At 65.1% G+C, this 26,993-nt stretch carries 27 protein-coding genes and 1 tRNA gene; 9 read left to right on the forward strand and 19 right to left on the reverse strand.

All coding sequences use genetic code 11. From position 1 onward, the window contains the following. Window positions 1-2 precede the first annotated feature (2 nt). The 5 genes from xdhB to hemN form a co-directional block, all read right to left on the reverse strand. The gene (xdhB, locus tag NK8_RS03835) at window positions 3-2,354 is read right to left on the reverse strand and encodes a xanthine dehydrogenase molybdopterin binding subunit (protein ID WP_213227554.1); all 2,352 of its coding nucleotides are present in this window, start codon (window positions 2,352-2,354) and stop codon (window positions 3-5) included. After that, window positions 2,351-3,853: a xanthine dehydrogenase small subunit gene (xdhA, locus tag NK8_RS03840; RefSeq protein WP_213227556.1), complete on the reverse strand. Its 1,503-nt coding sequence runs from the start codon at window positions 3,851-3,853 to the stop codon at window positions 2,351-2,353. Before xdhA ends, xdhB begins: the two co-directional genes overlap by 4 nt. Before the next feature lie 265 nt (window positions 3,854-4,118). After that, window positions 4,119-4,637 (reverse strand): disulfide bond formation protein B, encoded by a 519-nt coding sequence (locus NK8_RS03845; RefSeq protein ID WP_213228475.1) that lies wholly within the window; start codon window positions 4,635-4,637, stop codon window positions 4,119-4,121. Window positions 4,638-4,769: 132 nt separating this feature from the next. Further along, window positions 4,770-6,149: an amidase gene (locus NK8_RS03850; protein WP_213227558.1), complete on the reverse strand. Its 1,380-nt coding sequence runs from the start codon at window positions 6,147-6,149 to the stop codon at window positions 4,770-4,772. A gap of 149 nt (window positions 6,150-6,298) precedes the next feature. Then, a complete protein-coding gene (gene hemN, locus NK8_RS03855) occupies window positions 6,299-7,681 on the reverse strand; it encodes an oxygen-independent coproporphyrinogen III oxidase (RefSeq protein WP_213227560.1) in 1,383 nt (460 codons plus the stop codon). A gap of 148 nt (window positions 7,682-7,829) precedes the next feature. On the opposite strand from hemN, the gene NK8_RS03860 reads away from it, so the two are divergent. The 3 genes from NK8_RS03860 (at window position 7,830) to NK8_RS03870 (ending at window position 9,678) form a co-directional block, all read left to right on the forward strand. After that, window positions 7,830-8,117, forward strand: a complete 288-nt coding sequence (locus tag NK8_RS03860; protein WP_162065160.1) for a YkgJ family cysteine cluster protein — start codon at window positions 7,830-7,832, stop codon at window positions 8,115-8,117. A gap of 70 nt (window positions 8,118-8,187) precedes the next feature. Beyond that, window positions 8,188-8,781, forward strand: a complete 594-nt coding sequence (locus NK8_RS03865) for a DUF1439 domain-containing protein (protein WP_213227562.1) — start codon at window positions 8,188-8,190, stop codon at window positions 8,779-8,781. Window positions 8,782-8,844: 63 nt separating this feature from the next. After that, entirely contained in the window at window positions 8,845-9,678 is an 834-nt protein-coding gene (locus tag NK8_RS03870) for an undecaprenyl-diphosphate phosphatase (RefSeq protein WP_213227564.1), read from the forward strand. A gap of 73 nt (window positions 9,679-9,751) precedes the next feature. Here the strand turns inward: NK8_RS03870 and trmB are convergent, their stop codons facing one another. From trmB to NK8_RS03885, 3 genes are all read right to left on the reverse strand, one after another. Beyond that, the gene (trmB, locus tag NK8_RS03875) at window positions 9,752-10,498 is read right to left on the reverse strand and encodes a tRNA (guanosine(46)-N7)-methyltransferase TrmB (RefSeq protein WP_213227566.1); all 747 of its coding nucleotides are present in this window, start codon (window positions 10,496-10,498) and stop codon (window positions 9,752-9,754) included. A gap of 66 nt (window positions 10,499-10,564) precedes the next feature. After that, window positions 10,565-10,639, reverse strand: a tRNA-Gly gene (locus NK8_RS03880). Window positions 10,640-10,696: 57 nt separating this feature from the next. Next, window positions 10,697-11,257, reverse strand: coding sequence for a YggT family protein (locus tag NK8_RS03885; RefSeq protein WP_162065163.1), 561 nt, complete (start codon window positions 11,255-11,257; stop codon window positions 10,697-10,699). Between the two features lie 736 nt (window positions 11,258-11,993). On the opposite strand from NK8_RS03885, the gene NK8_RS03890 reads away from it, so the two are divergent. The 3 genes from NK8_RS03890 to NK8_RS03900 all read left to right on the forward strand — a co-directional run bounded on the left by NK8_RS03890 (window position 11,994) and on the right by NK8_RS03900 (window position 13,882). Beyond that, window positions 11,994-12,155, forward strand: coding sequence for a hypothetical protein (locus NK8_RS03890; RefSeq protein WP_167354150.1), 162 nt, complete (start codon window positions 11,994-11,996; stop codon window positions 12,153-12,155). Window positions 12,156-12,495: 340 nt separating this feature from the next. Then, window positions 12,496-12,816, forward strand: coding sequence for a hypothetical protein (locus NK8_RS03895; RefSeq protein WP_061179428.1), 321 nt, complete (start codon window positions 12,496-12,498; stop codon window positions 12,814-12,816). A 100-nt stretch (window positions 12,817-12,916) separates the two neighbouring features. Then, entirely contained in the window at window positions 12,917-13,882 is a 966-nt protein-coding gene (locus NK8_RS03900) for a threo-3-hydroxy-L-aspartate ammonia-lyase (protein ID WP_061179429.1), read from the forward strand. Window positions 13,883-13,892: 10 nt separating this feature from the next. Here NK8_RS03900 and NK8_RS03905 read toward each other — a convergent pair whose 3' ends face one another. From NK8_RS03905 to NK8_RS03915, 3 genes are read right to left on the reverse strand one after another with little or no spacing between them, the layout of a single operon-like run. Beyond that, window positions 13,893-14,561: a LysE family translocator gene (locus tag NK8_RS03905; RefSeq protein ID WP_213227569.1), complete on the reverse strand. Its 669-nt coding sequence runs from the start codon at window positions 14,559-14,561 to the stop codon at window positions 13,893-13,895. A gap of 4 nt (window positions 14,562-14,565) precedes the next feature. After that, window positions 14,566-15,561 (reverse strand): asparaginase, encoded by a 996-nt coding sequence (locus tag NK8_RS03910; RefSeq protein ID WP_213227571.1) that lies wholly within the window; start codon window positions 15,559-15,561, stop codon window positions 14,566-14,568. Continuing rightward, window positions 15,558-17,156 carry a UbiD family decarboxylase gene (locus NK8_RS03915; RefSeq protein ID WP_213227573.1) on the reverse strand — a complete coding sequence of 533 codons (1,599 nt, stop codon included), beginning with the start codon at window positions 17,154-17,156 and terminating at the stop codon, window positions 15,558-15,560. Before NK8_RS03915 ends, NK8_RS03910 begins: the two co-directional genes overlap by 4 nt. Before the next feature lie 586 nt (window positions 17,157-17,742). Between NK8_RS03915 and NK8_RS03920 the strand changes: the two genes are divergently transcribed. Beyond that, complete coding sequence (locus NK8_RS03920) at window positions 17,743-18,894, forward strand: transglycosylase SLT domain-containing protein (RefSeq protein WP_213227575.1); 1,152 nt, start codon at window positions 17,743-17,745, stop codon at window positions 18,892-18,894. A gap of 69 nt (window positions 18,895-18,963) precedes the next feature. Here NK8_RS03920 and NK8_RS03925 read toward each other — a convergent pair whose 3' ends face one another. From NK8_RS03925 to ribBA, 4 genes are read right to left on the reverse strand one after another with little or no spacing between them, the layout of a single operon-like run. Then, entirely contained in the window at window positions 18,964-20,157 is a 1,194-nt protein-coding gene (locus NK8_RS03925; RefSeq protein ID WP_213227577.1) for a pyridoxal phosphate-dependent aminotransferase, read from the reverse strand. Further along, complete coding sequence (gene nusB / locus NK8_RS03930; protein WP_162065169.1) at window positions 20,158-20,595, reverse strand: transcription antitermination factor NusB; 438 nt, start codon at window positions 20,593-20,595, stop codon at window positions 20,158-20,160. Continuing rightward, the gene (ribH, locus tag NK8_RS03935; RefSeq protein WP_213227578.1) at window positions 20,592-21,107 is read right to left on the reverse strand and encodes a 6,7-dimethyl-8-ribityllumazine synthase; all 516 of its coding nucleotides are present in this window, start codon (window positions 21,105-21,107) and stop codon (window positions 20,592-20,594) included. Before ribH ends, nusB begins: the two co-directional genes overlap by 4 nt. 54 nt (window positions 21,108-21,161) lie before the next feature. Next, window positions 21,162-22,325 carry a bifunctional 3,4-dihydroxy-2-butanone-4-phosphate synthase/GTP cyclohydrolase II gene (gene ribBA / locus NK8_RS03940; protein WP_162065170.1) on the reverse strand — a complete coding sequence of 388 codons (1,164 nt, stop codon included), beginning with the start codon at window positions 22,323-22,325 and terminating at the stop codon, window positions 21,162-21,164. Window positions 22,326-22,545: 220 nt separating this feature from the next. Between ribBA and NK8_RS03945 the strand changes: the two genes are divergently transcribed. Continuing rightward, complete coding sequence (locus NK8_RS03945; RefSeq protein WP_162065171.1) at window positions 22,546-22,869, forward strand: type II toxin-antitoxin system Phd/YefM family antitoxin; 324 nt, start codon at window positions 22,546-22,548, stop codon at window positions 22,867-22,869. A 28-nt stretch (window positions 22,870-22,897) separates the two neighbouring features. Continuing rightward, complete coding sequence (locus NK8_RS03950; protein WP_225936197.1) at window positions 22,898-23,263, forward strand: type II toxin-antitoxin system RelE/ParE family toxin; 366 nt, start codon at window positions 22,898-22,900, stop codon at window positions 23,261-23,263. Window positions 23,264-23,279: 16 nt separating this feature from the next. Here NK8_RS03950 and NK8_RS03955 read toward each other — a convergent pair whose 3' ends face one another. The 4 genes from NK8_RS03955 to NK8_RS03970 form a co-directional block, all read right to left on the reverse strand. Beyond that, window positions 23,280-23,894, reverse strand: a complete 615-nt coding sequence (locus NK8_RS03955; RefSeq protein ID WP_162065173.1) for a riboflavin synthase — start codon at window positions 23,892-23,894, stop codon at window positions 23,280-23,282. A gap of 33 nt (window positions 23,895-23,927) precedes the next feature. Next, window positions 23,928-25,022 carry a bifunctional diaminohydroxyphosphoribosylaminopyrimidine deaminase/5-amino-6-(5-phosphoribosylamino)uracil reductase RibD gene (gene ribD, locus NK8_RS03960; protein ID WP_162065174.1) on the reverse strand — a complete coding sequence of 365 codons (1,095 nt, stop codon included), beginning with the start codon at window positions 25,020-25,022 and terminating at the stop codon, window positions 23,928-23,930. An 18-nt stretch (window positions 25,023-25,040) separates the two neighbouring features. After that, window positions 25,041-26,324 (reverse strand): glutamate-1-semialdehyde 2,1-aminomutase, encoded by a 1,284-nt coding sequence (gene hemL / locus NK8_RS03965; protein WP_213227582.1) that lies wholly within the window; start codon window positions 26,322-26,324, stop codon window positions 25,041-25,043. A gap of 145 nt (window positions 26,325-26,469) precedes the next feature. Next, entirely contained in the window at window positions 26,470-26,940 is a 471-nt protein-coding gene (locus NK8_RS03970) for a hypothetical protein (protein ID WP_213227584.1), read from the reverse strand. Between the last annotated feature and the right edge of the window lie 53 nt (window positions 26,941-26,993).

Genomic DNA, 26,993 nt, shown 5'->3' on the forward strand with positions numbered 1-26,993 from the left:
CGCTAGTTTACCGGGGCGGGTTCGAAGGCTTCGACCGTCAGCGCGTCAAGAATTGCCTCGGGCGTCGCCGGCGCGCGCAGTTTCGGCGCATCGGCTGAATCCGGCGCGGCGGAGGCGATCGCCGCGCGGATCGCGAGCAGCACCGAAAACGCCAGCAGGAGCGGCGGCTCGCCGACCGCCTTCGAGCGGAAAATCGTCGGTTCGGCGTTGTCGTTGCCCGCGTTACGAAAGAGGGCGACGTTGAAGATCGCAGGCGCGTCGCTGACGGCGGGAATCTTGTAGGTCGACGGCGCGTGCGTCATCAGACGCCCGTCGCGGTTCCACCACAGCTCTTCAGTCGTGAGCCAGCCCATGCCCTGAATGAAGCCGCCTTCCACCTGACCGATATCGATGGCCGGATTGATCGAGCGTCCGGCGTCGTGCAGCAGATCGGCGCGCAACAGCTTCCATTCGCCGGTGAGCGTATCGACAATCACTTCCGACACCGCCGCGCCATACGCGAAGTAGTAGAACGGATGGCCCTGCAGCGTTTTCGCGTCCCAGTGGACTTTCGGCGTCGAATAGAAACCGTCCGACCACAACTGCACACGCGCGAGATACGCGGCCGCGACGAGCTGATCGAACGGCATCTGACCGTCGTTCACTTCCACGACGCCGCCACGAAACCGTACATCCGACGCAGTGCCGCCGAGCTGCTTCACGACGAGTTCGGCAAGCCGCGCGCGGATCGTGAGCGCCGCGTCCTCGGCGGCCTTGCCGTTGAGGTCGCTGCCCGTCGATGCCGCCGTCGCCGAGGTATTCGCGACCTTCGACGTATCCGTCGCCGTCACGCGCACGCGCGGCAGGCCGATGCCGAGCACGCTCGCGACGACCTGCGCGACCTTCGTGTTGAGCCCCTGGCCCATTTCCGTGCCGCCGTGATTGACGAGCACGGAGCCGTCTTTGTAGACGTGCACGAGCGCGCCCGCCTGATTCAGGAACGGCACGTTGAACGAGATGCCGAACTTGACCGGCGTGAACGCGATGCCGCGCCTGAGCACGCTGCTTTTTGCGTTGAACGCGGCGACTTCGGCGCGGCGTTTCTGATAATCGCTCGACGCGATGAGTTCGTCGGTCAGCGCCGCGATCACGTTGTCCGCGACCGGCTGGCCGTAAGGCGTCACATTGCGATCGCCGATGCCGTAGTAATTCGCGCGCCGCACGTCGAGCGGATCGCGTTTCAGCCGATGCGCGATGTCATCGAGCATCACTTCCATCACGAGCGCGCCTTGCGGTCCGCCGAAGCCGCGAAACGCGGTGTTCGACTGCGTGTTGGTCTTGCAGCACAGCGCGCGAATCTCGACATCGCTCAGGTAGTACGCGTTGTCGAAGTGGCAGACGGCGCGCGTTGCGACCGCGCCCGACAGATCCGCCGAATAGCCCGCCCGCAACGCGATCTCGACGCGCGCGCCGACGATGCGGCCGTCGTCGTCGAAGCCGCATTCGTATTCGTAGACCGCGTCGTGGCGCTTGCCGGTGATCATGAAGTCGTCGTCGCGGTCGGCGCGCAGCTTCACGGGGCGCTTCAGCAGATGCGCCGCGAGCGAGGCCACGCACGCGAACAGCGCCGATTGCGATTCCTTGCCGCCGAAGCCGCCGCCCATGCGCCGGCATTCGCACAGCACGGCGTGGGTCGGCCAGCCGAGCATGTGCGCGACGACCTGCTGCATCTCGCTCGGATGTTGCGTCGAACTGTGGACGAGCATGCCGTCCTGCTCTTTCGGCATCGCGTAGGCGACCTGGCCTTCGAGATAGAACTGCTCCTGGCCGCCTACTTCGAACTCGCTCTTCAAGCGATGCTTCGCCGCCGCGATGCGTGCGGCCGGATCGCCGCGCAGCAGATGCAGCGGCGGCAGCACGAACTGATTGCGCGCCTTCGCTTCGCGCGGCGTGAGCACGGCTTCGAGCGGCTCGTAGCGCACCACATCCTCGCTTTTCGCGAGCGCGGCGGCGCGGCGCGCCAGATCGTGACTCTCGGCGATGACGGCGAACACCGGCTGGCCGAGGTACTGCACTTCATCGGTGGCGAGGATCGGGTCGTCGTGCAGCACCGGGCCGCAATTGTTCTCGCCGGGAATGTCGGCGGCTGTCAGTACCGCGACGACGCCGGGCGCTGCGCGCACCGCGTCCAGATCGAGCGACACGATGCGCGCGTGAGCATGCCGCGACAGTCCGAGCGCCGCGTGCAGCGTGCCGCGCAGTTCGGGAATGTCGTCGATATAGACCGCTTCGCCGCTCACGTGCAGCGCCGCCGATTCGTGCGGCAGCGCGGCTCCGGCGGCATCGAGCGCGATCGGTTCGGTGACCTTGTTCATGGCTGCTCCTGCGCTTCGTAGGCGAAGGCGCTCACGTCGGCGAGCGCGAGCGGTGCATCGCGGCGCGTTTCCAGATAGAAGCGCCACAGGACGTTGCGCGCCACTTTCGCGCGATACGCGCTCGACGCGCGCATGTCGGTGAGCGGCTGGAAATCGGCGTCGAGCGCGGCCATCGCGGCGCGCGCCGTGTCTTCGGTCCAGTCGCCGCCGATCAGCGCCGCTTCCGCCTGGGTCGCGCGTTTCGGCGTCGCGGCCATGCCGCCGAACGCGATGCGCGCATCCGTCACGCGATGCTGCGCGTCGAGCGTGATCGCGAACGCGGCGCACACCGCCGAGATGTCCTGGTCGTAGCGCTTCGCCACCTTGTAGGTGCGAAAGCGCAGCGCCGCGACCGGGCGCGGCACGCGAATCGACGCGACGAATTCGCCTGCGTCGAGCGCGGTTTTCTGATAGCCGAGATAGAACGCATCGAGCGGCACCGTGCGGGTCTTGTCGGCCTTTTGCAGCACGAGTTCCGTCTTAAGCGCGATCAGTGCGGGCATCGAATCGCCGATCGGCGAGCCATTCGCGACGTTGCCGCCGAGCGTGCCCGCATTGCGGATCGGCCGCGACGCGAAGCGCGTCCACAGTTCGGCGAGTTCGGGATAGTCGGCGGCGAGCGCGGCGTAGGCGTCCTCCAGCGAGGCCGCCGCGCCGATGGTCAGCGTCTGCGCGTCGCGCTCGATGGTCTTCAGTTCGTCGACGTTGCCGATGTAGAGCAGGTCGCCGAGATCGCGGAATTGCTTCGTCACCCACAAGCCGACGTCGGTGCTGCCCGCGAGCAGCCGCGCGTTCGGCTGCGATGCGCGCAAGCGCGCGAATTCGGCGCGCGTGACGGGGGCCTGGAACGTGTGCGGACCGGATGCATCGGACGCGCGATATTCGAACGTCTGCGTGCGCTTCAGTGCAAGCAACTGTTGCGTCAGCGCGTCGGCATCGAAGGGCGGGCGCGGGTAGTCGAACATGCGCTGCGCGGCATCGACGATCGGCCGATAACCCGTGCAGCGGCACAGATTCCCCGACAGCGCGGCGGCGATGTCATCGCGCGACGGCGCTCCCGCATCGCGCGGATGGCTGTGATAGAGCGCCCACAGGGACATCGCGAAGCCGGGCGTGCAGAAGCCGCATTGCGAGCCGTGACAATCGACGAGCGCCTGCTGCACCGGATGCAGCGCGCCATCCGCGCCGCGCAGATCCTCGACGGTAAAGAGGGCGCGCGAATCGAGCGTCGGCAGAAACTGGATGCAGGCGTTGACGGCCTTGAGCGCGAGCGCGCCGGCGGCGTCGAGTTCGCCGATCACGACGGTGCACGCGCCGCAATCGCCTTCCGCGCAGCCTTCCTTCGTGCCGGTGCAAAGCGCGGTCTCGCGCAGATGCTGAAGCACCGTGCGCGTGGTGGGAGCGTCGCCGATCTCGCGTACGGCGCCGCGTTGGAGAAAGCGGATGGTTTGCGTTGTCATGAGTGAAAAGACATTGCGGACCGGGCGCGCGTTACGCGGTTTCCGTTCGCCTCATGGGTTGCATGAGAAAGCTGCCTTTGAGCGAATCGGACTGCGCGCACGTAGATCGCCATCCAGACACGAACATATCACCGCAATATCCCAAAAATATTGCCGGGCACGTATCAAGATTATGCGGATGCGCTGATGCGGGAAAGGGGAAAGCGCGTGGAGCGGGGTGAAGCGGGCAAGAACGGGCGACCGCGACCGGGTCGCCCGGAAATAATTACCGTACTGCGGTGCGCAGATTGCGCTTCAGACGCAGACTGGCCACGACCAGCACGAAAATCAGCGCGAACGCGATCAGCGACCACTGCGGCAGGGACAGCCCGAGGATCGGCGGATACGGCGTCTCGCACAGGCCCGCGACCTTGAACACCTGCGGCAGCCAGGCCGCGGGCGGCAGGCCGTCGACGATCGGCTGAAGCGCGTCGAAGCCGCAACTGAAGCCGGGATGCGACTGCACGTAGACGTGGCGCGCCGCCGTGGCGATCCCGCCGAGCGCCGAGATGGCGACGAGCGTTTCGAACAGCGCGATGCCGCGCCAGTTGCGGAAGATCGCGCCGAGAAACGCGAAGATCGCGACCAGCACGAAGAAATAGCGCTGGATGATGCACAGCGGGCAGGGATCTTCGTTATGGAAGAATTGCAGATAGAGCGCGCCGCCGACCAGGCCGAGACTGACGAAACCGAGCAGCACGAGGAGGCGCCGCTCGCGCCGCACCGCCCGGTCGTCCTGATGCATCGTGAAGTGATGTAAAGAGTTGTTCATTGTTTCGCAACGATTCGAGAAGGAAGCACCTGAGTTGCGCCGGTCGCGCGGTGAATTCTAGCGCGAACGCCCGATGCGCAAAATCCGCCGCCGATTTTCAGGCGTTCAGCGCGTCGTCGCGAGCACCGCTTCGACCGCGCGTCCGATCGACAGCAACGCGTCGTCGGAGTTCGGCGCGCCCGCGAGCATCAGGCCAACAGGCGCTTCGCCGCGCGGATGGCAAGGCAGCGTCAGCGCGCACGCATCGAGAAAGTTGAAGGTCGTAGGGTTGCGCAGGATCAGCGCGTTGGCGCGCGTGAAGGCGTCGTCGTCGGCTTCCAGATCGGCGATGCGCGGCGGCAGCACTGGCACCGTCGGGCAGACGATGGCGTCGAAACGCTGCCAGAGCGTCGTGCGGGCCTCTTCGATCATCGCGGCGCGCGCCTCGCACAGGTCGATGTAATCCGCCGCGCTTGCCGCCTCGGCGCGCTTCAGCCGCGCGAGCACGCGCGGATCGTATTCGCCGCCGCGCTCGGCCATCAGTTTCCGATGCCACGCATGGGCTTCGATCGCGACGAGCGGGTAGCGATTGATCTCCGGCAGCCGGTCGAGTGGCGCGAAACGCACGTCTTCGACGAGCGCGCCCGCGGCGGCCAGATGATTGACGGCTGCGGCGACCGCGTTGGCGACGGGCGCCTCGACGCCATCGGTCACGTAGTTCGTCAGCACGCCCAGGCGCACGCCGTCGAGCGGACGCGTCGCGGGCACGCCGGGGTCGCGCCCCGCGAGAATGCGGTCGACGAGCGCACAGCACGCAACCGACACCCCGATCGGCCCGAACGAGTCGAGCGACTTCGAGAGCGGCACGCCGCCTTGCTTCGGGATGCGGCTCGCGGTCGGCTTGAAGCCGGTGATGCCGCACAGCGCGGCGGGAATGCGGATCGAGCCGCCGGTGTCGGTGCCGAGCGCGATCGCGGCCATGCCATCCGCGACCGATGCCGCCGCGCCCGACGAGGAACCGCCCGCGATGCGCGCGTCGCCCGGCACGTCGGCGCGCCACGGGGAACGCGGCGTGCCGTAATGCGGATTCAGGCCAAGGCCGGAGAACGCGAACTCGCTCATGTTGGTGCGCCCGACCAGCACCGCGCCCGCGCGGCGCAGACGCGCGACGGCGACGGCATCGGCCTTCGCGGGCGCGGCGTCGCGCAGCGCTTTCGAACCGGCGCGCGTCACCTGGCCTTCGATGTCGAACAGATCCTTGATCGAGACGGGAATGCCCGCGAGCGGCGACAGCACGGTGCCGGCGCGGCGCAGCGCGTCGTGCGCGTCGGCGGCGGCGCGGGCGTGTTCTGCATCGACATGCATGAAGACGGTCGAACCCTGGCCCGACGGATCGGCGATGCGCTCGAGCGCCGCCTCGACGAGCGCGCGGCTCGTCGTGCGGCCGCTTTTGAGATCGGTGGCGAGTTGGGCGAGAGGGGCGAACTGCGGCGAAGTGGTCGGCATGGCGTCGGGCAGTGGCGTGGCCGCGTGCGAGAAGTCCGGGCGCGCCCGGCGCTTCGCATCGGCAGTGAATGGATGGGCGCGCTGTGGCTCGAAGCCGGGACGCCCAAGGTGGCTGTCATTCTAAGCCACCGCCGCCGTTCGAACACCGCTCAGATCGTGCGCGAGAAGCGCCGCAGGCTCGCCTGTCCCAGATAGCGGTCGAACACCGACGCGACGTTGCGCACCAGCATGCGCCCGGCGGGCAGCACGCGGATCGCGTCGCGCGACAGGTCGATCAGGCCGTCGTCGGCCATCGGCGCGAGGCGCGCGAGTTCGCTGGCGAATGCGGTGGGAAATTCGATGCCGTGCGTGCTCGCGACATCGTCGAAACGCAGCTCGCCGCCGCACATGAGACGCATGATGACGTCGCGGCGGAGTTCGTCGTCGGCGCAAAGACGCACGCCGCGCGCGATGGCGAGACGCCCCGCATCGATCGCGGCGGCGTAGTCGGCAAGCTCGCGCGCGTTTTGCGCGTAGACGTCGCCGATCTTGCCGATCGACGACGCGCCGATGCCGACCAGATCGCAATCCGCGTGCGTGCTGTAGCCCTGGAAGTTGCGCTGGAGCGTGCCCGCTTCGAACGCGCGCGTGAGTTCGTCGCCGGGCAGCGCAAAATGATCCATGCCGATATAAACGTAACCCGCGTCGCTCATGCGCGCGATCACGCGCTCGAGAATCGCGAGGCGCTCGGTGGCCGAGGGCAGCGTGCTTTCGTCGATCTGCCGCTGCATCTTGAAGAGCGCCGGCATGTGCGCGTAGCCGAATACGGAGACGCGGTCGGGCTTCAGATCGACGATCGCGTCGAGGGTGCGCGAGAAGCTCACGACGCTTTGATGCGGCAAGCCGTAGATCAGATCGACGCTCACCGACTTGAAGCCGTTCGCGCGCGCGGCGTCGAGCACGGTTTCGGTCATCGCGCGCGGCTGGATGCGGTTGACGGCGCGCTGCACGCGCTCGTCGAAATCCTGCACGCCGAGGCTCAGGCGATTGAAGCCGAGTTCGCGCAGCAATGCGATCGTTTCCGCCGACGCTTCGCGCGGATCGACTTCGATCGAATATTCGGCGCGGTCATCGGGGACGAGGTTGAAATGCTCGCGCGTGGCCGACATCAGCTCGGTCATCTCGTCGTGCGACAGGAAGGTCGGCGTGCCGCCGCCCCAATGGAGTTGCGTGACCGGGCGCGAGGTGTCGAAGAGCGCGGCCTGCAACGCGAGTTCGCGCTTCATCCGGTCGAGATAAGGGCGTGCGTGTGCGCGATTTTTCGTCGCGACCTTGTTGCAGCCGCAATAGAAGCAGACCGTGTCGCAGAACGGGATGTGGAAGTAAAGCGAGAGGTCGGCGCTCGCGCTGCTGTTTTTCGCCGCTTCGCGATAATGCGCGGGGTCGAACGAGTCGGTGAACTGGACGGCGGTCGGATAGGACGTGTAGCGCGGACCGTGCGCGTCGTAGCGCGCGAGCAGGTCGGGGCGAAAGAGCGGGGTGGCGGGACTCATGGCGGACCTCTGGGAATCATCCGAGTCTAATCGGACGATGCGCGCCGGAATTGCGTGATAAGGTCGCAGCCCGGCCGCGGCGATTTGACGAAGCGCAAAGGTGAGGCGTGGGACAATGTCGTTTCTTTTTGCGCTGTTCGGTGTCGCCATGTCGATCGATTCTTCGCCCCATGCCTGCCGCGAAGGCTGCGGTGCGTGCTGCATCGCGCCGTCCATCTCCAGTCCGATTCCGGGCATGCCGGAGGGCAAGCGCGCGGGCGAGCGCTGCATTCAATTAGGCGATGATCTGCGCTGCGGGATATTCGGCGATCCGCGCCGGCCCGCGTGTTGTGGCGGGCTGCAGCCTTCCGCGGAGATGTGCGGCGAGACGCGCGAATATGCGCTCGTGTGGATCGAGAGGCTGGAAGCGCAGACACAGCCGACGCAACTGTCGTGACGATCGGCAGTCCAAAGCCCGAACCGCGCCACGAGGCGCAGACCTGAAGAAACGCACTGGAGGATCACGCATGACGGAACCCGTCGCGCCGCTGCGGCGCCGGTTCGTGCTCGCAGGACTGATGTCGCTGCCCGCACTCGTACTCACATCGAAGGCCCGGGCGGCCTCGAACTCGATATTCCCGTTCATTCCGGACCACTACACATTCTCGACGCAGCAGGTTCAGGCCGCCGTCGCGCGCAAGTTCCCGCTGCAACGCACGGCCTCGCAGATCTTCGACGTCGTTCTGAGCAATCCGGTCGTCGGCATGGCGCCGGATCGTAATCGCGTGACGGTGAAAGTCGACGCGCGTCTGGCCACGCCGTTCATGCCGAATCCCGTGGTCGGCGTGTTCACGCTTTCGACGCAACTCGGCTACGACGCGCCGACTCGTTCCGTCATCCTGATTTCACCGAGTGTTGACGATGCGCAGCTAACCGGCGACGCCGCGCAATATAACCAGCAGATCGCCTCGGTCGGCGCGCAACTGGCGGCGCAGTTGCTCGATCGCTATCCGATCCACACCTTCAAACCGGAGGAACTCCAGTTCGCCGGAGTGTCGTATGAACCCGGTACAATCACAGTCCTTACAAACGGCATACGTGTGCAGATCGTTGAGAAGTAAGTCGAAATCTCTGCGCAATGTGCTCCACAAGCAACGGCGATAACGGCTAACAAGGGCTGACGGATGGACTGGATATTGATGGTGAAGGCGCTCATTCTGGGCGTCGTCGAGGGCTTGACCGAATTTCTGCCGGTTTCGAGCACGGGGCATCTGATCGTGGCGGGCAGTTTGCTGAATTTCACCGACGCGCAGTCAAAAACGTTCGATGTCGTCATTCAGTTCGGCGCGATTCTCGCGATCTGCTGGGAATATCGCGCGAAGATCGGCTCCGTGGTCGTCGGTCTGCCGGCGCGCGCGGACGCACGGCGCTTCACGCTGAACGTGATCATCGCGACGATTCCGGCCATCGTGCTGGGTCTGCTGTTCGAGAAAACCATCAAGTCGGTGCTGTTTTCGCCGGTGCCGGTGTCGGTCGCACTGATCGTCGGCGGCATCGTGATTCTGTGGGCCGAGGCGCGCCAGCGCGAACGCGCCGCCATGACGCGCGTGTATTCCGTCGACGATCTCTCCTATGCGGACGCCTTCAAGGTCGGTCTCGCGCAATGCTTCGCGCTGATTCCGGGCACCTCGCGTTCCGGCGCGACCATCATCGGCGGGATGCTGTTCGGGCTGGAGCGGCGCGTCGCCACGGAGTTCTCGTTCTTCCTCGCCATCCCGATCATCTTCGGCGCGACGCTCTACGAAATGGCGAAGTACTGGCGCACGCTGACGGTGGACGATTTCGGGCTGTTCGCCATCGGGATGGTGGCCGCCTTCGTGAGCGCCTTCGTCTGCGTGCGCTGGCTGTTGCGCTACGTGGCGTCGCACGATTTCACGGCGTTCGCGTGGTATCGGATCGGCTTCGGTTTGCTGATTCTGATCGTCGGCTACAGCGGCGGGCTGAGCTGGGCGGACTGAGCGCGGTTTCGTCGCGCACGATGCAAAACGCCACGGCTTGCCGTGGCGTTTGTCTTTTCCGGGTAGGGCTCTTTCAGCGGCGGCGGAACATCAGGTCCCACACGCCATGTCCGAGCCGCAGGCCTCTTCGCTCGAACTTCGTGACGGGGCGGAAATCCGGGCGCGGCGCATAGCCGTCCGCGGTGTTTTCCAGCGCGCTTTCCGCCGCAAGGACTTCGAGCATCTGCTCGGCGTAATTCTGCCAGTCGGTCGCGAGATGAATGTACCCGCCCGGCTTCATGCGCGACACGAGCAGCGCGACGAACTTCGGCTGAATCAGACGGCGCTTGTGATGACGCGCCTTGTGCCACGGATCGGGGAAGTAGATATGCACGCCGTCGAGGCTGTCCGGCGCGATCATGTGTTCGAGCACTTCCACGGCGTCGTGCTGAAGGATGCGGATATTGCCGAGCCCTTGCTCGCCGATCAGCTTCAGCAGTGCGCCGACGCCCGGTTCATGCACTTCCACGCCGATGAAGTCATCGCCCGGACGCGTGGCCGCGATCTCCGCCGTCGTCGCGCCCATGCCGAAACCGATTTCCAGCACGCGCGGCGCCTTGCGTTCGAAGAGCGCGTCCCAGTCGCCGGGTTGCGGCGTGTAGGGCACGACAAAACGCGGGCCGAGTTCGTCGATCGCGCGTTGCTGGCCCGGCGACACGCGGCCCGCGCGCGTGACGAAGCTGCGGATGCGGCGATGACGCAGCGTGGCGTTCGCGTCTGTTTCGGAGTGGACGTCGTTTTCGATGCCGTCGTCGGCGTCGTCCTGAAGATCGTGGTTCATGGCAAGGCGATGCTGGAAACTAAAAAGCCGCCCAAACGTGACTTGGGGCGGCTTTCGCTGGGATTCTGGAGCGGGCGATGGGAATCGAACCCACGTCTGTAGCTTGGGAAGCTACGGTAATAGCCATTATACGACGCCCGCATGAGGCGGCTATTGTAAGCGCAACGCGTCCCGAGGCGCAATCGCGCCCGGTGGCGCTCAGATGCCGAAGAGCGTCATCGAGACCGCCATGCGCGTCACCACCATCAACAGCACCTGCACGATCACGAACAGCAGGATCGGCGAGAGATCGATGCCGCCCAGGCGCGGCAGAATGCGACGCAGCGGATCGAGGAACGGCGCGGTGATCTGATAGAGCAGCGGCATCGCCGGCGACTGCGGGTTGAGCCACGACAGCAGCGCCATCAGGATCGTCACCCAGATGATGAGGTTCAGCGCCCATTTGACGACCGTCAGCAATGCGACGAGCAGAAGCATCGGCACCATGAGCGTCGGATCGATGCCCGCCAGCACGACCATCAGCGTCACGTAGACAGCCGACGCAATGAATGCCGCGAGAATGCTGGCCCAGTCGACCTTGCCGCCAGGCAGGATCTTGCGCAGCGGCAGCACGAGCCAGTTGGTCGCCTGCATCACGGCATTCGAGACGGGGTTGTAGGGCGGCATGCGTACGACCTGCATCCACGCACGCAGCAGCAGCGCCGCGCCGAACAGGGTGAACAGGGTATTGAGCAGAAAACGGGCGATCTCGCCGAACATCTCGGGTCCTCTAGGATGCGTGGGGTCGTTTGAGCGAAAGGGTGAAGAAAGCGAAAGCTAGCGCGTGAAGCGCTGCCCGCCTGGCGTGTCGATATCGACGAGGCCGTCCGCGCGGCGCGAATGGTGGATGCTGACCTTGATCATTGTTCGTTCTCTGGACTTGAGTATCGTGCCGGAACCATCGCGGCGCGGCGCCTGGATTCCCCGCCCGCCAAATCGTCTGGTGGGATGCGCCGGACGTCACCTTATCATGGCTTTAAAGCAGCTTGGGGACGTTGTCGCACGTGCCGCGCGCGATTCTTCGCGCGAATGCGTGAAAGGCTGGCGAAAGCTCCGCGCAAGCCGGTTTGCACGGTGCGCGCCAGCATCGGAAAACCCTAGTGTTGCCAATTTGAGACGATCTCGGAAAAGCGCATTTCATGCAAAACTGGCAGGATATAAAGACAGAGAGCGAAAGGACGAAAGTGCAGGGTAGATGCGAATCTGTTTCTCGCCGGTCACGCAAACGGATAAGAACAAGGGTTTTTTTCAACGCGGAGGTGTGTATCGAAACGGCATGCTTTCTGCTGAATGTGGTTTAACGCACACCGACGCGAAGACTTGGTTTCTTTGCGAACATCGATGCACGGACAGGGCGCTCAATATCAAAGAGAAGACAGATTCAGCGGGATAGAACGTGCGGTCCGAGGCCGCCGGGCTTCCCTTGGGGTTTCATTCGCTACGTTCGGAGGTCGCCATGAGCATTTTCTCTTATCGAAAGCATCTGCGATTCTTGAGCCAGGCCCAGCGTCGCCGCTGGTGGGACCAGAAAAAGCGTCTGACGCCGCGGGTCGTGATCGGCGCGGCTTATGTGCCGCCGAACGTCACACGTGAGTTTGCCTACGTCAAAGTGGGCTGAATCAAATACTAGCTTCGGGTATTTCGCGTAATACATGAAAAGCCCCGCCGGACGGATTTGTCCGGCGGGGCTTTTCCTTTCTTTTGTAATTAGACGTTACGCGCGTTTTATCGATCGCTGCGGAGTCCACGCGTCGTGTCGCGCCGAAGTCCGCCGAACGGTCGATCGGAGCGCGGTTGCACGCGCGCTCCGGCTTACACATTCGCATGCGCGTTAAGGAACTTGCAATTTGCAACAAATGGCTTCTGCGACTGGCGCGCTTTTTCGATAAATTGTTTTCATACCGTCGCTCGTGAGCCGTGCAGACCGGCCAACACGCGAAGCGGCGAGGAGAACGAAAGTGAAAAAGCTCGGTGGTCTTTTGGTTGCTGGCGCGCTCGGCGTGGGTTTCGCCACTGTTGCGCAAGCGCATGTTTCGGTCGGCGTGGGTATCGGGGTGCCGGCCTATCCGGTGTATGCCGCGCCGCCCGCGCCCGTCTATATGGCTCCGCCGCAGCCGGTGTATGTGGCGCCGCCTCCGCCTGTCGTGTACGCGCCGCCGCCCGCGGTGGTCGTCGGCGGTTATGGCGGGTATGGGTATTACGGCCGTCCGTACTATGGCCGCCCTTACTACGGGCATCACGGCTATTACCGGCACGGGCCGGGCTACTGGCGCCATTGAGCGGTCCGCCGGATAAACAGAAAGGCGATGCGAGCATGCATCGCCTTTTTGTTTGGGCGTGGGAAAATGGGGTCCCTCTTCGCCTCGAAGGCCGACTCCGATGTCCTCACTTCCCGCCCCGACTTTCGATGACGTCGCCGATGCCGCCAGGCGCATCGAAGGCGCCGCCCATCGCACACCCGTCCTGACCTCGCGCACCGCCGATGCCATCGCGGGCGCATCGCTCTTCTTCAAATGCGAGAACTTCCAGCGCATGGGCGCGTTCAAGTTCCGCGGCGCGTACAACGCGATCTCGCATTTCGACGAGCGTCAGCGCGCGGCGGGCGTCATCACGTTTTCGTCGGGCAATCACGCTCAGGCGATCGCGCTGTCGGCGAAGCTCGCCGGCATCCGCGCGACGATCGTGATGCCCGAGGACGCGCCCGCCGCGAAGATGGCAGCGACGCGCGGCTACGGCGGCGAAGTGATCACCTACGACCGCTACACACAAAACCGCGAGGAAATCGGCCGCAAGCTCGCCGAGGAGCGCGGCATGACGCTGATCCCGCCTTACGACCATCCGCATGTGATCGCGGGGCAGGGCACGTCGGCGAAGGAACTGATCGAGGAAACCGGACCGCTCGATTATCTGTTCGTGTGTCTCGGCGGCGGCGGGCTGATCGGCGGATGCGCGCTCGCGGCGGCGGCGCTTGCGCCGGACTGCAAGGTCATCGGCGTCGAGCCGGAAGCGGGCAACGACGCGCAGCAGTCGCTCGCGCGCGGCGAGATCGTGCATATCGAAGTGCCGCGCACGATCGCCGATGGCGCGGCGTCGACGCATGTCGGCGAATACAACTTCCCGATCATCCAGCGTCACGTGGACAGCATCGTCACCGTGAGCGACGCGCAACTCATCGAGACGCTGCGCTTTTTCGCGCAGCGCATGAAGATGGTCGTCGAGCCGACCGGCTGTCTCGCGGCGGCCGCCGTGTTGCAGAAGGTGGTGCCGGTCGAGGGCAAGCGGGTCGGTGTGATCGTCTCGGGCGGCAACGTCGATCTGGCGAAGCTGGCTCAGTTCGTCGCGTGACGCCGTATTTTCACGATGCCGCGTGCACGATCAGATCGCGGTAGCCATTGACGATCACGCTGTACGAGAAGTACGCGAAGAGCACCGCGGACATGACGTGGCAGGCGCGCAGAAGCTGGGTTCCGGCGCGCTTCCTGCCGTGGCTCGCGAGCGTGCAGATGAAGATCGTCCAGCCGAGCCCGCCGGCGAAGAAGCCGATGAGAAACACCGAAGCGCTCACGGGGCTCGTCGCGCCGCTTTTCGCGATCAGCGCGCCGCCTACCGCCGCGAACCACAGAATCGCACTCGGCGATGAAACCGCCAGCAGGCATCCGCGCATAAAGCTTTTCCAGTGCGCCGGCAGCGGCGCACTGTAATCCGCCTCGCCTTCGACGGGCGGCGCGGTCGCCGGATTGAGCGCTTCGCGCGCCATCTTCCAGGTCAGAAAGAGCAGCACGATTGCCCCGCCGATCCACACGACCCAGCGCACGGCGGAAAACTGCAGCAGCGCCGACATGCCCGCCAGCGCGAGCGCCGCGTAGAAGAGGTCGCCGAAACACGTTCCGAGGCCGAGCACGAGCCCCGGCCTGAAGCCATGCGACAGCACGAGCGAAATGATCGCGACGTTGGCGATCCCGATATCCAGACACAAAGACAGCGACAGAAAAAAACCGTCCGACAGCAGCGACCACGAATGCATGTTGTTATTGATGATTGTGAAGGGCGAAGCTTATGTCGAGGTGTCCGGTCGGCACGCTCATCGTGTTGCGCGTAATGGGGTTGCGAAAGGCGGCGAGCGCATCGCGTTGCCGCTCTGTGCCGATGCCGAGCAGATCGAGCACATGCACGACGACCGCGTTGAGCACCGATGTGTTGCCGTCCTCGACCTTCACCGCGATGCCGAGCGCGCCTTGCTCGCGCCGCACGCCGATCGCGTAGCTCGCGTCCGCGCCCGTCTTGCCGACGAGTTCGCCGCCGAACGCCTGCATCAGCAGCGTGCAGAAGCGCCTCTCGCCCGCGACGAGTTCGGGATACGACGTCATCGCGCGATGGATGCGGGCAAGCGGCGAGCCCTCGGGCGCAGCGGCGATCTTCATATAGAGCCGCGCGAGACGTTCGAGCGGGAAGGCGGGCGTCGGCAGATTGCAGCCGTCGATGGCCCATTGCACTTCGTCGTCGGCGAGATCGACGGCGCGCGCCATCGTGCGCTTCACGTGCATCTGCAGCGGATGCTCTGGCAAGTGGTAATCGGCGAGTGGCGCGTCGATCGCCCGCGCGCCCGCCAGCATGCCGGCGTGCTTGCCGGAGCAGTTGCTGCAGACGGCCGTCGGCGTGAAGTCGCGCCTGATCCAGTCTTTGTATACCGCTTCGGAGATCGGCGGATGGCCGCCGCAGCGCAGATCGCTTTCGCTCGCGTTCGATCTGGCGAGCATCGCCCGCGCGCGCTCGATATGACGCGGCTCGCTGCTGTGCGAGCCGCACATCAGCGCGAGGTCTTCATCGGTGAAACCGAAGCGCGCGAGCGCGCCCGTTTCGATGATCGCGAGCGCCTGCGCGGGCTTCGCCGCCGAGCGCGGCAGCGTCACGCGATACGGATCGCCGAAGGAATGCACGAGGCGCCCGTGAGCATCGACGATGGCGACGTGCGCCGCATGCGTGTTCTCGACGACGTCGCCGCGATAGAGCGTGGCCGCGATCATGATTTATCCAGTCCGAGTTCAGTCCACAGCGCATCGACGCGACGCTTCACGGCTTCGTCCATTACGATCGGGCGGCCCCATTCGCGTGTCGTTTCGCCGGGCCACTTGTTGGTCGCGTCGAGCCCCATCTTCGAGCCGAGTCCCGCGACCGGCGAGGCGAAGTCGAGATAGTCGATCGGCGTGTTGTCGACCATCACGGTGTCGCGCGTCGGATCGACACGCGTCGTGATCGCCCAGATGACTTCGTTCCAGTCGCGCACGTTCACGTCTTCGTCCACCACGATGATGAACTTCGTATACATGAACTGCCGCAGAAAGCTCCACACGCCGAACATCACGCGCTTCGCGTGGCCGGGGTAGCTCTTCTTCATCTGCACGATCGCCATGCGATAACTGCAGCCCTCGGGCGGCAGATAGAAATCGGTGATCTCGCTGAACTGCTTCTGCAGCAGCGGCACGAACACTTCGTTCAACGCGACGCCGAGCACGGCGGGCTCGTCGGGCGGCTTGCCGGTGTAGGTGGAATGGAACAGGGCGTCGCGGCGCATCGTGATCTTCTCGACGGTGAAGACCGGAAACCATTCCTGTTCGTTGTAGTAACCGGTGTGATCGCCGTACGGCCCTTCGAGCGCGTGCTCGTACTTCGCGGCGGCGCCAGCCGACGGACGCGGCGGCGCGCCTGCGGGCGCGGGCGGCGGTGCGCCGTCCTGCGGATAAATGAAGCCTTCGAGCACGATCTCGGCGCGCGCCGGCACCTGCAGCGTATCGACGCCCGGCGTCAGGCACTTCGCGAGCTCGGTGCGCGAGCCGCGCAGCAGGCCGGCGAACTGATATTCGGACAACGAATCGGGCACTGGCGTCACGGCGCCGAGGATCGTCGCGGGATCGGCGCCGAGCACGACCGCGACCGGGTAAGGCTTGCCGGGATTCGCCAGCGCGAATTCGCGGAAGTCGAGCGCGCCGCCGCGATGCGCGAGCCAGCGCATGATGAGCTTGTTGCGCCCGATCAACTGCTGCCGGTAGATGCCGAGATTCTGGCGCGGCTTGTTCGGCCCGCGCGTGACGGTGAGGCCCCAGGTGAGCAGCGGTCCGGCGTCGCCGGGCCAGCAGGTCTGTATCGGCAGCCGATGAAGATCGACGTCGTTGCCTTCCCACACCACTTCCTGACAGGGCGGCGCGCTGACCGCTTTCGGCGCCATGTCCCAAACGGCCTTCGCGAGCGAAAGCAGCTTGCCCGCGTCCTTCAGGCCTTTTGGCGGCTCCGGCTCCTTGAGCGCCGAGAGCAGCCTGCCGACGTCGCGCAGCGAGCTGAGCGCGGCGACGTCGCTGCCGAGGCTGACATCGGAGCCGCTCTGCGCTTCAGTTTCGATGCCCATGCCGAGCGCGACGCGCCGGGTCGTACCGAACAGGTTGGCGAGCACGGGCATCGTGTGGCCAGTGGGCGCTTCGAAGAGCAGCGCCGGTCCGCCCGCGCGCAATACGCGATCCGAGATTTCGGTGATTTCGAGAACGGGAGAGATGGGCTGCCGAATGCGGCGCAATTCGCCGAGCGCTTCGAGGCGGGCGGTAAAGTCGCGCAGATCTTTATATTTCATCGATGGTCGAAATAGGGCTCGGAGGCGCCCGATGCACGCGGTGAAGGGCCGGGACGGCTGCGCGCTAGGCGATTGTCGATTTTACCTGCGTCGGCGTCCGTGCGTTGGGGGACATTCAGTAAATTCCTGTGGGAAAGGCCCGTGAGACGTGCTTTTCGGGCGCTGAACGGTGTTCAATATAACTGTAAGTAATTGAAACAGAAGTCTATAGCATTGACGGATCATTAAACCCTGATAGAATCGCCTCACACCCATTGCAGGTTTTGAAAGTTTTTACCTTAGCCTCAGGTTTTTCAGACGCACATGCGTCGCCTGCGCCGCTCCTGCCCGGCGATTCATGGCTGTTGGTTGTCCTTGCCGGCGTTTGACACGCCGGTTTTTCGCGTGGAAAGCCATGTGCGCAACCAGGGCATGCAGTTCGTGCCGCGCAACCGGTAGTCTTTGACCGGATCGGCTTTTCAGACGGCGCATGCCGTATCCCCGATGCCGCTTACGCTTGCCAGGTGCGAGCGGTGTCTGATTTGTGTTTCGAATGCGTATTCAATTCGTATTCATCTGCGCAAATCATGCAACATTGGGAGTATCGATGAACGCTTCATTCTGGTGGGGTTCCGACACCCGCGCCGCGCAGATCGTGCGTGTGGCGCTACGTCGTGGACGCCGTTTGAGTCACCATCTCTTCGCCATCGTCGGCTGCGCGGCGGTTGTCAGCGCGCTCGCACTGTGGTTGCTGCCATCGTGGCGCACCACCTTCGCCGCAAAGATCATGCCGTTCGTGTCGGCGGCCGTGCAGGCCGGACCGGCGCGTCTGCTCGCAGGCCAGCCGCTGCCGCCGTTCGCGGCGGTGCATCGCGCGCCGAGCGATCCGATGCTGCCCGCGAACCTTGCAGCCAACGCTGCATCGGTCAAGTCGAAGGCGCCCGGCGCCGCCGTGCCGTCGCTCGGCGCGGCTGCGTCCGACGACGCCAGCACGCATCGGCTCACCGGCGGCATCAGCCTCGCGGTCTCGCCCAACGGGCTGGACCCGCGCACGATGCCGTCCGTCGGCATGCTCGCGAGCATGATTCCGGCGCAGCGCGTCGTCGCCGATGCGCGTGATGACCGTGTGCTCGTCTCCACGCGCGAGCAGAAGCTCGTCGCGAACTTCATCGCGCGCCGTTATCGCGTGGCGGAAGATCCGGTCAGCGAACTCGTGCGCGCTGCGTTCGACACCGGCCGCGAAGTCGGCCTCGATCCGCTGCTGCTGCTCTCCGTGATGGCGATCGAATCGGGCTTCAATCCGTATGCCGAAAGCGGCGTGGGCGCACAGGGCCTGATGCAGGTGATGTCGAAGGTTCATTCCGACAAATTCCAGTACTTCGGCGGCTCGCACGCGGCGCTCGATCCGCTCGCGAACATCAAGGTCGGCGCGCTGGTGCTGAAGGACTGCATCGCGCGCGGCGGTTCGGTGGCGGGCGGTCTGCGCTACTACGTCGGCTCGACGACCCAGGACGACGGCGGCTACGGCGCCAAGGTGCTGGCCGAGCGTTCGCGCCTGCGCGATGTCGCGCGCGGCCGCAATGTGCCGATCAATGCGCCGCAAGCGCCGGTTCAGGCCGCGCCGAAGCAGGTGCTGGCATCGACCGCTGCGGACAGCAAACGCGTTCACGTGACGATCGACTCGGCGAAGAAGTCGGCATCGCAGGATGATGGCGACGGCGAAACGAAGCACGTCGCGTCGGCGGAATTCGGCGCCTGACGCATTCGCCAGACGTAAAAGAAGAAGGGCACCACGCGGTGCCCTTTTTTCTTGCCTGTCGCGCTCAGATCATCGGGCGAACAGCGTTCCCAGCCGCTGCACCGCTTCTTCGAGCTTCGAATACGCCGTGGCGTAAGAAAGACGAATGTAGCGCTCCGGCGCATGAAAGCCGAAATCCGCGCCCGGCACGAGCACGACGCCCGCGTCGTGGAGCATCGAGTGCGTGAGCGCATCGCTGTTGCCGGCGGCGGGATGGTGAACCGTCGTCGTATCGGCGTAGACGTAGAACGCGCCGTCGGGCACGACCGGTACACCGAAACCCAGCGAGCGCAGCGCCGGCACGATGTAGTCGCGCCGCCGCTTGAACTCCAGCCGGCGCGCTTCGTAAATTGCGAGCGTCTCGGGCTGGAAGCACGCGAGCGCTGCATGCTGCGCAAGTGCCGACGCGCAAATGAACAGGTTTTGCGAGAGCTTCTCGACCGCGCCGACCATCGCGTGCGGCACGACGAGCCAGCCGAGCCGCCAGCCGGTCATGTTGAAATACTTCGAAAAGCTGTTCACGGTCACGACATCGTCGCCGAAGGAGAGCGCGGACACGGGCTTCGCGTCGTAGCTCAGCCCCTGATAGATCTCGTCGACGATCGTGAAGCCGCCGCGCGCGCGCACCTTTTCGACGATGCGCCGCAACTCGTCCGGCTCGATCGACGTGCCGGTCGGATTCGACGGCGACGCGAGCAGCACGCCGCGCGTTCTATCCGTCCAGCTTTCCTCGACATGCGCGGCCGTGAGCTGAAAGCGCTCGGCCGGACCGCTCGCGATGAGCACCGGCTTGCCATCCGCCGCCGACACGAAGTGCCGGTTGCACGGATAACACGGATCTGGCATCAGCACTTCGTCGCCGTTATCGACGAGCGCCATGCACGCGAGCAGCAGCGCCGCCGACGCGCCCGCTGTCACCACGATGCGCTCCGGCTCGACTGTCAGTCCGAAGGTATCGCGATAATGCTGCGCGATCGCCTCGCGCAGGGCGTGAATGCCGAGCGCGTTGGTGTACTGCGTGACGCCGCGCTTGAGCGCATCGGCGGCGGCGTGGATCACCGGCTCCGGCGCGGTGAAGTCCGGTTCGCCGATGCTCATGTGGATGATGTCGCGGCCCGCGCGCTCCAGCGCCTGAGCCTCTTTCATCAGCTCCATCACGTAGAACGGCTCGATCGCATCGACGCGCGACGCGAGCCTGACGAGCGGTTCCGAGACGCCGGTCATTTACGCTCCGCGCCCGCGCGCCTGCGCCTCGGCGGGACGCATCACGACGGCGAGCTTGTCGAGCACGCCGTTTACGTACTTGTAGCCGTCCGAGCCGCCGAAGGTCTTGGTCAGCTCGACCGCTTCGTTGATGACGACGCGATACGGCACGTCGATGTGATGCTTGAACTCGAACGCGGCGACCAGCAACACCGCGCGTTCGACCGGCGACAACTGCTCGATCGGGCGGTCGAGACACGGCTGCAACTGCGCGGACAGCGCGTCGGATTCCTTGATCACGCCGTGCAGGATCGCATCGAGATGCGCCTGATCGGCCTTGTCGAAGCCCTGTGCGTTGCGCAATTGCGCGTCGATTTCGCCGGCGGGCGCGCCCGACAGCAACCATTGATAAAGCCCTTGCGTCGCGAGTTCACGCGAACGGCGGCGTGCGCTCTTCATGCGCGGTCCTCGTCTTCTTCGTCTTCGTCTTCGTCTTCGTCATCGCCGCCGAGCTGCTCGAGCGCGACGGACAGATTCGCCATTTCGACCGCCACGCGTGCGGCGTCGCGGCCCTTCTCGGTCATGCGGGCGACGGCTTGTTCGTCGTTTTCGGTCGTCAGAACGGCGTTCGCAACCGGAATGCCGAAATCGAGCGCGATGCGCGAGATGCCCGCGCCGCTTTCGTTCGACACGAGTTCGAAGTGATACGTCTCGCCGCGCACGACCGCGCCGAGCGCGATCAGCGCGTCGAACTGGCCGGACTCCGCGAGCTTTTGCAGCGCGAGCGGAATTTCGAGCGCGCCGGGCACGGTGACGAGCAGCACGTCCTGGCCGATCACGCCGAGGCGCTCCAGCTCTTCGATGCACGCGTCGGCGAGGCCGTTGCACACCGGTTCGTTGAAGCGCGACTGCACGATGCCGATGCGCAAGCCGTCACCGTCGAGGTTCGGCTGGTATTGTCCGATTTCCATGAATGAGGTCCTTCCCTTGGAATTGTATGGAATGGGGTTGTGCGGCCGGCGGTTTCAGACCGAGCGCAACTGTGTGAGGGGCGTGTCCACGGGCGCGGCGGTGGCGGGGCAGCCGGGCATCGGCACGAAGCCCGTCACTTCCAGGCCGTAGCCCGACATGCTGCCCAGCTTGCGCGGGTTCGCGAGCACTTCCATCCTGCCGACGCCGAGATCGCGCAGGATCTGCGCGCCGATGCCGTAAGTCTTGAAGTCGATCGGGCGGCGCTTGAGCACCGCCGCCTTTTCCTTCTGGTCGAACGCCTGAAACACGTCGACGAGATGTTCCTTCGTGTCGCCGCAGTTGAGCATGACGATCGCGCCGAGGTCGCGCGCGGCGATTTCCTTCATCGCGGCGTCGATGGTCCACGAATGCGTCGACGAATCGATTTCGAGCAGATCGAGCACTGAAAGCGGCTCGTGCACGCGCACCGGCGTGTCGCGGTCGGGACGCGGCGCGCCGCGCACGAGCGCGATGTGCGGCGAGCCCGTCGGCTCGTCGCGGTACAGCACCGCGCGGAACGGGCCGTGCGCGGTCTGCATCGTGCGCTCGCAGACTTTCTCGATGATCGACTCGGTGCGGCTGCGGTAATGGATCAGATCGGCGATCGTGCCGATCTTGATGCCGTGCTGCTGGCTGAACTCGATAAGATCGGGCAGGCGCGCCATCTCGCCGTCGTCCTTGATGATCTCGCAGATCACCGCCGCGGGCGTGAGGCCGGCGAGCGCGGTGAAGTCGCAGCCGGCTTCGGTGTGGCCCGCGCGCACCAGCACGCCGCCCGGCTGCGCCATGATCGGGAACACGTGGCCCGGCTGGACGATATGCTCGGCGCGCGCATCGTGCGCGACCGCCGCGGCGATGGTCTTCGCGCGGTCGGCGGCGGAAATGCCGGTCGTCACGCCTTCCGCCGCTTCGATGCTGACCGTGAACGCCGTGCCGTACTGCGTGCCGTTGCGATGCGTCATGAGCGGCAGATTCAGCTGCTTGCAGCGGTCCTGCGTGAGCGTGAGGCAAATGAGGCCGCGGCCGTGCTTCGCCATGAAATTGATGGCTTCGGGCGTGACGAATTCGGCGGCGATGACGAGATCGCCTTCATTTTCGCGGTCTTCTTCGTCGACGAGAATCACCATCCGGCCGGCTTTCAGTTCAGCGATGATCTCAGGAGTGGAGGCGAGCGACATGATGACGTCCCGTGCGGGGTCCGGTTTGGGGAAAGGGCGTATTTTACGCCACGGCAGATGGACCGAGGCTGAAATCACTTGCCGTCGACGGATGGAGATTTGCCTAAGCCATTCGGATGAATGGTGTGGCGGCGTTGCGCTTGAGAAACTAGGGGCGTCTTAAACTTCAATGCGCAAATATCGTACAATGTTAAGTACATTAATTCGTACGGAGCCTGCCGTGGCTTACACCGCAAAGGACATCATCCCGCTGTCGCAGGCGCGTGCCAATCTTTCCGAACTGGTCGAGGAAGTGCGCGGCGGAACTGAAAAAATCATCACCAAGAATGGCGAAAGTTGCGCAGCGCTGATCAGCACGGAGAAGCTCGAGATGTACTACCGGATGGAGCGCAATCGGATTCACATGCTGCTGCTGGAGGACGCACTTGCAGGTCTGGAAGATCTGAAGGCCGGGCGCCATGAAGACGCCTTCGAAGTACTCGCGCGCTACAAGGCACGAATCAAGGCGAAGAAAGACGCAGCCGGAGGGCCGGACGGTGACTGATCAGCGTGGACGTGTGACTGTCCGAAGCATGAGCAGTTTTGCGGCTCGACTCTCGGACATGGAGCGTTACTGGGTAAGAAAGGACAATCTGGACGGCTTCGTTCGAATACTTCAGTCGCTCGAAGAAGAAGTCGTTCCGCTGCTTCAGCGTTTTCCCGCGCTCGGCCGTCGCATGCTCAATACCAGACCCGATACGGTCCATGCGTTACTCGCGTACGAAAAGCTCGCCGATGCAACGGAATCCGCAAGCATCGCTGCGGACCTTCGCGAGTATGTTTTCGACGACCACGTGCTCCTTTATCTGCTGGCGGACGACACCATCTATCTGGTCTCCATCCGTCACAGCAAGGAAGTGTCCTTCGAATTCGACTACTTGTGGGGCGCCCAGTCCTGACTGGCGAAACGGCGACTCACTGCGCGTTCATCATCCGTTCGACATAGCGCGCGATCAGATCGATTTCGAGATTGACCTTCGCGCCCTTGGCGAGCGCCCTGAGCGTCGTGACTTCGACCGTATGCGGAATCAGGTTGATGGAGAATTCGCAGCCATCCGCGCGGTCGCTGACGGAATTCACCGTGAGACTCACGCCGTTCACCGTCACCGAGCCCTTGTAGGCCAGATATTTGCCGATGTCCTTCGGCGCGACGATGCGCAACTCGTGCGATTCGCCCACCGGCTCGAACTTCGACACGACGCCCAGGCCGTCGACGTGCCCTGAAACGAGATGCCCGCCCAGCCGGTCGTGCGCCCGCAACGCCTTCTCCAGATTCACGCCGGCGCCGGCATCGCCGAGGCCGACCGTCTTGTTCAGGCTTTCGCGCGACACCTCGACGTCGAACGCATCGGCGGACTTCTGAATCACCGTCATGCACGCGCCCTGAATCGCGATGCTGTCGCCGAGTTCGACATCGGCGAGATCGAGCGCGCCCGCGGCGACCGTCAGGCGAACGCCCGCTTCCGGCTCCGCGCCGAGCGGCGTGACTTTTTCGATGCGGCCCACCGCCGCGACGATTCCTGTAAACATCGGTTTCGTTCCTTGATTGCGTGTGTGATCCGCTCAGGCGTTGCGCGCCAGAATGCGCAGGTCGTCGCCGAGCCGGTCGATGCGATGAAATTTCAGATGCGGCCGCGCATCGAGCGTGTCGGGCGGCGCGAAGTCGAACATGCCGGGCGCGCTGCCGAGCAGGCTCGGCGCGAGATAGATCAGCAGTTCGTCGACGCAGCCTTCGCGCAGCAGCGAGCCGTTCAGCTTGTGGCCCGCTTCGACGTGCAGTTCGTTGATGCCGCGATCCGCGAGCGCGGTGAGCATCGCGGGCAGATCGACCTTGCCGTGCTCGTTCGCCAGCTCGATGAGATCCGCGCCTTTTTCGCGCAGCGCGTCGATGCGCGCGGGATCGGCGTCGGCGGCATGGAAGATCCACGGCGGCGCGCCATCGAGGATGCGCGCCTGCATCGGCACGTCCAGACGGCTGTCGATCAATACGCGCTGCGGCTGGCGCGGCGTGTCGACCGCGCGCACCGTCAGTTGCGGATCATCCTCGCGCACCGTGCCGATGCCCGTGAGGATGGCGCAGGCGCGGGCGCGCCACGCGTGGCCGTCGGCGCGCGCGTCCTCGCCGGTGATCCACTGGCTTTCGCCGGACGGCAGGCCGGTGCGGCCGTCGAGCGTCGCGGCGACCTTCATGCGTACCCACGGACGGCGGCGCGTCATGCGCGACACGAAGCCGATATTCATTTCGTACGCCTCGGTCGCCAGCAGCCCGCAGCGCACATCGATGCCCGCATCGCGCAGCATCGTGAGACCGCGGCCCGACACCGCCGGGTTCGGATCTTCCATCGCGGCGATGACCTTCTCGACGCGCGCATCGATGAGCGCGTGCGCGCACGGCGGGGTGCGCCCGAAATGGCTGCACGGCTCCAGCGACACATACGCGGTCGAGCCGCGCGGGTCCTTGCCGCGCGAGCGGGCGTCTTTCAGCGCCTGCACTTCGGCGTGATCCTGGCCGGCCGGCTGCGTGTAGCCCATGCCGATCACTTCGCCGTTCTTGACGAGCACGCAGCCGACGCGCGGATTCGGCGTGGTCGTGTACATGCCCTTCGAGGCGAGCGCGAGCGCGCGCTCCATATGCGTGAAGTCGGTTTGCGAGAACATCGGCGTGGCCCGGGCGCGTCAGGCGGCGAGCGAGGCGAACGCGCCGCGCGCGGCGTCGATCGTCGCGTCGATCACGGCGTCGTCGTGCGCGCTGGACACGAAGCCCGCCTCGAACGCCGATGGCGCGAAGTACACGCCCGCGTCGAGCATCGCGTGGAAGAATGCGTTGAAGCGCTTGGTGTCGCCTTGCTGGATCTGCGCGAAGCTGCCCGGCACCTGATCCATGAAATACAGGCCGAACATGCCACCGATCGAATCGGCGGAGAAGGGCACTTTGGCGTCGCGGGCGGCGGCGGCGAGGCCGTCGACCAGCTTGCGCGTCTGCTTCGCGAGATTGTCGTAGAAACCGGGGCGCTGGATCAGTTGCAGCGTCTTGAGGCCCGCGGCTACCGCGATCGGATTGCCCGACAGCGTGCCCGCCTGATACACGCCGCCGAGCGGCGCGAGATGCGCCATGATGTCCCGGCGTCCGCCGAACGCCGCCGCCGGCATGCCGCCGCCGATGACCTTGCCGAGGCAGGTGAGATCCGGCTTGATGCCGTAGACCTCCTGCGCGCCGCCGAGCGCGACGCGAAAACCGCACATCACTTCGTCGAAGATCAGCACCGCGCCGTGCTCGTCGCAGCGCTCGCGCAGCGCGTTGAGGAATTCGGGCGTCGCGCGCACGAGGTTCATGTTGCCCGCAACCGGCTCGACGATCACCGACGCGATTTCCGAACCGAACGCCGCGAACGCCTCGTTCAACTGCTCGACGTTGTTGTACTCGAGCACGGTGGTGTGTTTCGCGATATCGGCGGGAACGCCCGCGGAAGTCGGATTGCCGAACGTCAGCAGGCCCGAGCCGGCCTTGACGAGCAGGCTGTCCGCGTGGCCGTGATAGCAGCCTTCGAACTTGATGATGCGGCTGCGGTTCGTGAAGCCGCGCGCGAGGCGCAGCGCGCTCATGGTCGCTTCGGTCCCGGAGGACACCATGCGCACCTGTTCGATCGACGGCACGAGCTTGCAGATTTCCTCGGCGATCTCGATTTCGGCTTCCGTCGGCGCGCCGAACGAGAAGCCGTTCGCGAGCACGCGCTGAACCGCGTCGAGCACTTCGGGATGGACGTGGCCGAGAATCATCGGGCCCCACGAGCCGATGTAGTCGATATAGCGCTTGTCTTCGGCGTCCCAGAAGTACGGGCCCGCGGCGCGCTCGATGAAGCGCGGCGTGCCGCCGACCGAGCGGAACGCCCGCACCGGCGAGTTCACGCCGCCGGGAATGGTTCGCTGGGCGCGTTCGAACAGAGCTTGATTCTTGGACATGGATGAAGGCCTGCGCTGAAAGTGGATGCGGGAGTCGCGTGAAGCGGACCGGGTGCCCGAGCGGCGGCGTGCAGAACGCGCGGTCCGACGCGAAAAAATCTTGCTGAAATTGTACCGGAGTCGATGCGAACAGGCCGCCTCGCGCCTACATGTCCGATGGCGGCGCGGGCGGGCGCGCACGCCGCCCGGTGCGCGCGGTCCACAGCTTTTCCAGCGCGCCTTCGGCCATCGGCTTGATGAGCGTGCCGGACATTTGCGCGTCCCACGTCTGCACGGAGAAGGGGTGCGAGCGCAGTTCCTCGCGCGTGACGACGACTTGCGCGTGCGCGTCGACGAGCCAGTCGTAGACGAAATCGATGCACAACCGATAGCCGCGTTTGCTGCCCGCATCGGGCACTTCGTAAGGCGCGCGCGTCACCCAGCCCGATGCGAACACGCCCTTCGGTTCCTGCGCCACGCGATGCACGAACACGCGGTCGCCCGGCAGGAGCCCGCGCGCGGTGCCGCAGCCCCACACATCGGCGACGGCATCGCCCGCGGCCACGCGCCGCGCGATATCGGGCAACTCGGGCCACGGCCACTTTTTGGGGCTCCAGATCAGCAGAAAGGCAGTCATCGGATCGACGAAACAGGACAGAACGAGCGATGAGCTTAGCCCAACCCGGCGCT

This window comes from Caballeronia sp. NK8 (genome assembly GCF_018408855.1).
Taxonomy (GTDB): Bacteria; Pseudomonadota; Gammaproteobacteria; order Burkholderiales; family Burkholderiaceae; genus Caballeronia.

What these genes read in the sequence shown, in the direction of transcription:
- NK8_RS03925 (WP_213227577.1), bottom strand. Translation starts at nt 20,157, where the DNA reads ATGACCGGCGTCTCGGAACCGCTCGTCAGGCTCGCGTCGCGCGTCGAT.
- NK8_RS03920 (WP_213227575.1), top strand. Translation starts at nt 17,743, where the DNA reads ATGAACGCTTCATTCTGGTGGGGTTCCGACACCCGCGCCGCGCAGATC.
- NK8_RS03950 (WP_225936197.1), top strand. Translation starts at nt 22,898, where the DNA reads ATGAGCAGTTTTGCGGCTCGACTCTCGGACATGGAGCGTTACTGGGTA.
- ribD (WP_162065174.1), bottom strand. Translation starts at nt 25,022, where the DNA reads ATGTTCTCGCAAACCGACTTCACGCATATGGAGCGCGCGCTCGCGCTC.
- xdhB (WP_213227554.1), bottom strand. Translation starts at nt 2,354, where the DNA reads ATGAACAAGGTCACCGAACCGATCGCGCTCGATGCCGCCGGAGCCGCG.
- NK8_RS03915 (WP_213227573.1), bottom strand. Translation starts at nt 17,156, where the DNA reads ATGAAATATAAAGATCTGCGCGACTTTACCGCCCGCCTCGAAGCGCTC.
- NK8_RS03865 (WP_213227562.1), top strand. Translation starts at nt 8,188, where the DNA reads ATGACGGAACCCGTCGCGCCGCTGCGGCGCCGGTTCGTGCTCGCAGGA.
- hemN (WP_213227560.1), bottom strand. Translation starts at nt 7,681, where the DNA reads ATGAGTCCCGCCACCCCGCTCTTTCGCCCCGACCTGCTCGCGCGCTAC.
- trmB (WP_213227566.1), bottom strand. Translation starts at nt 10,498, where the DNA reads ATGAACCACGATCTTCAGGACGACGCCGACGACGGCATCGAAAACGAC.
- hemL (WP_213227582.1), bottom strand. Translation starts at nt 26,324, where the DNA reads ATGTCCAAGAATCAAGCTCTGTTCGAACGCGCCCAGCGAACCATTCCC.
- NK8_RS03870 (WP_213227564.1), top strand. Translation starts at nt 8,845, where the DNA reads ATGGACTGGATATTGATGGTGAAGGCGCTCATTCTGGGCGTCGTCGAG.
- NK8_RS03955 (WP_162065173.1), bottom strand. Translation starts at nt 23,894, where the DNA reads ATGTTTACAGGAATCGTCGCGGCGGTGGGCCGCATCGAAAAAGTCACG.
- xdhA (WP_213227556.1), bottom strand. Translation starts at nt 3,853, where the DNA reads ATGACAACGCAAACCATCCGCTTTCTCCAACGCGGCGCCGTACGCGAG.
- NK8_RS03905 (WP_213227569.1), bottom strand. Translation starts at nt 14,561, where the DNA reads ATGCATTCGTGGTCGCTGCTGTCGGACGGTTTTTTTCTGTCGCTGTCT.
- ribH (WP_213227578.1), bottom strand. Translation starts at nt 21,107, where the DNA reads ATGGAAATCGGACAATACCAGCCGAACCTCGACGGTGACGGCTTGCGC.
- NK8_RS03845 (WP_213228475.1), bottom strand. Translation starts at nt 4,637, where the DNA reads ATGCATCAGGACGACCGGGCGGTGCGGCGCGAGCGGCGCCTCCTCGTG.
- NK8_RS03910 (WP_213227571.1), bottom strand. Translation starts at nt 15,561, where the DNA reads ATGATCGCGGCCACGCTCTATCGCGGCGACGTCGTCGAGAACACGCAT.
- nusB (WP_162065169.1), bottom strand. Translation starts at nt 20,595, where the DNA reads ATGAAGAGCGCACGCCGCCGTTCGCGTGAACTCGCGACGCAAGGGCTT.
- ribBA (WP_162065170.1), bottom strand. Translation starts at nt 22,325, where the DNA reads ATGTCGCTCGCCTCCACTCCTGAGATCATCGCTGAACTGAAAGCCGGC.
- NK8_RS03900 (WP_061179429.1), top strand. Translation starts at nt 12,917, where the DNA reads ATGTCCTCACTTCCCGCCCCGACTTTCGATGACGTCGCCGATGCCGCC.
- NK8_RS03850 (WP_213227558.1), bottom strand. Translation starts at nt 6,149, where the DNA reads ATGCCGACCACTTCGCCGCAGTTCGCCCCTCTCGCCCAACTCGCCACC.
- NK8_RS03970 (WP_213227584.1), bottom strand. Translation starts at nt 26,940, where the DNA reads ATGACTGCCTTTCTGCTGATCTGGAGCCCCAAAAAGTGGCCGTGGCCC.
- NK8_RS03885 (WP_162065163.1), bottom strand. Translation starts at nt 11,257, where the DNA reads ATGTTCGGCGAGATCGCCCGTTTTCTGCTCAATACCCTGTTCACCCTG.
- NK8_RS03890 (WP_167354150.1), top strand. Translation starts at nt 11,994, where the DNA reads ATGAGCATTTTCTCTTATCGAAAGCATCTGCGATTCTTGAGCCAGGCC.
- NK8_RS03860 (WP_162065160.1), top strand. Translation starts at nt 7,830, where the DNA reads ATGTCGATCGATTCTTCGCCCCATGCCTGCCGCGAAGGCTGCGGTGCG.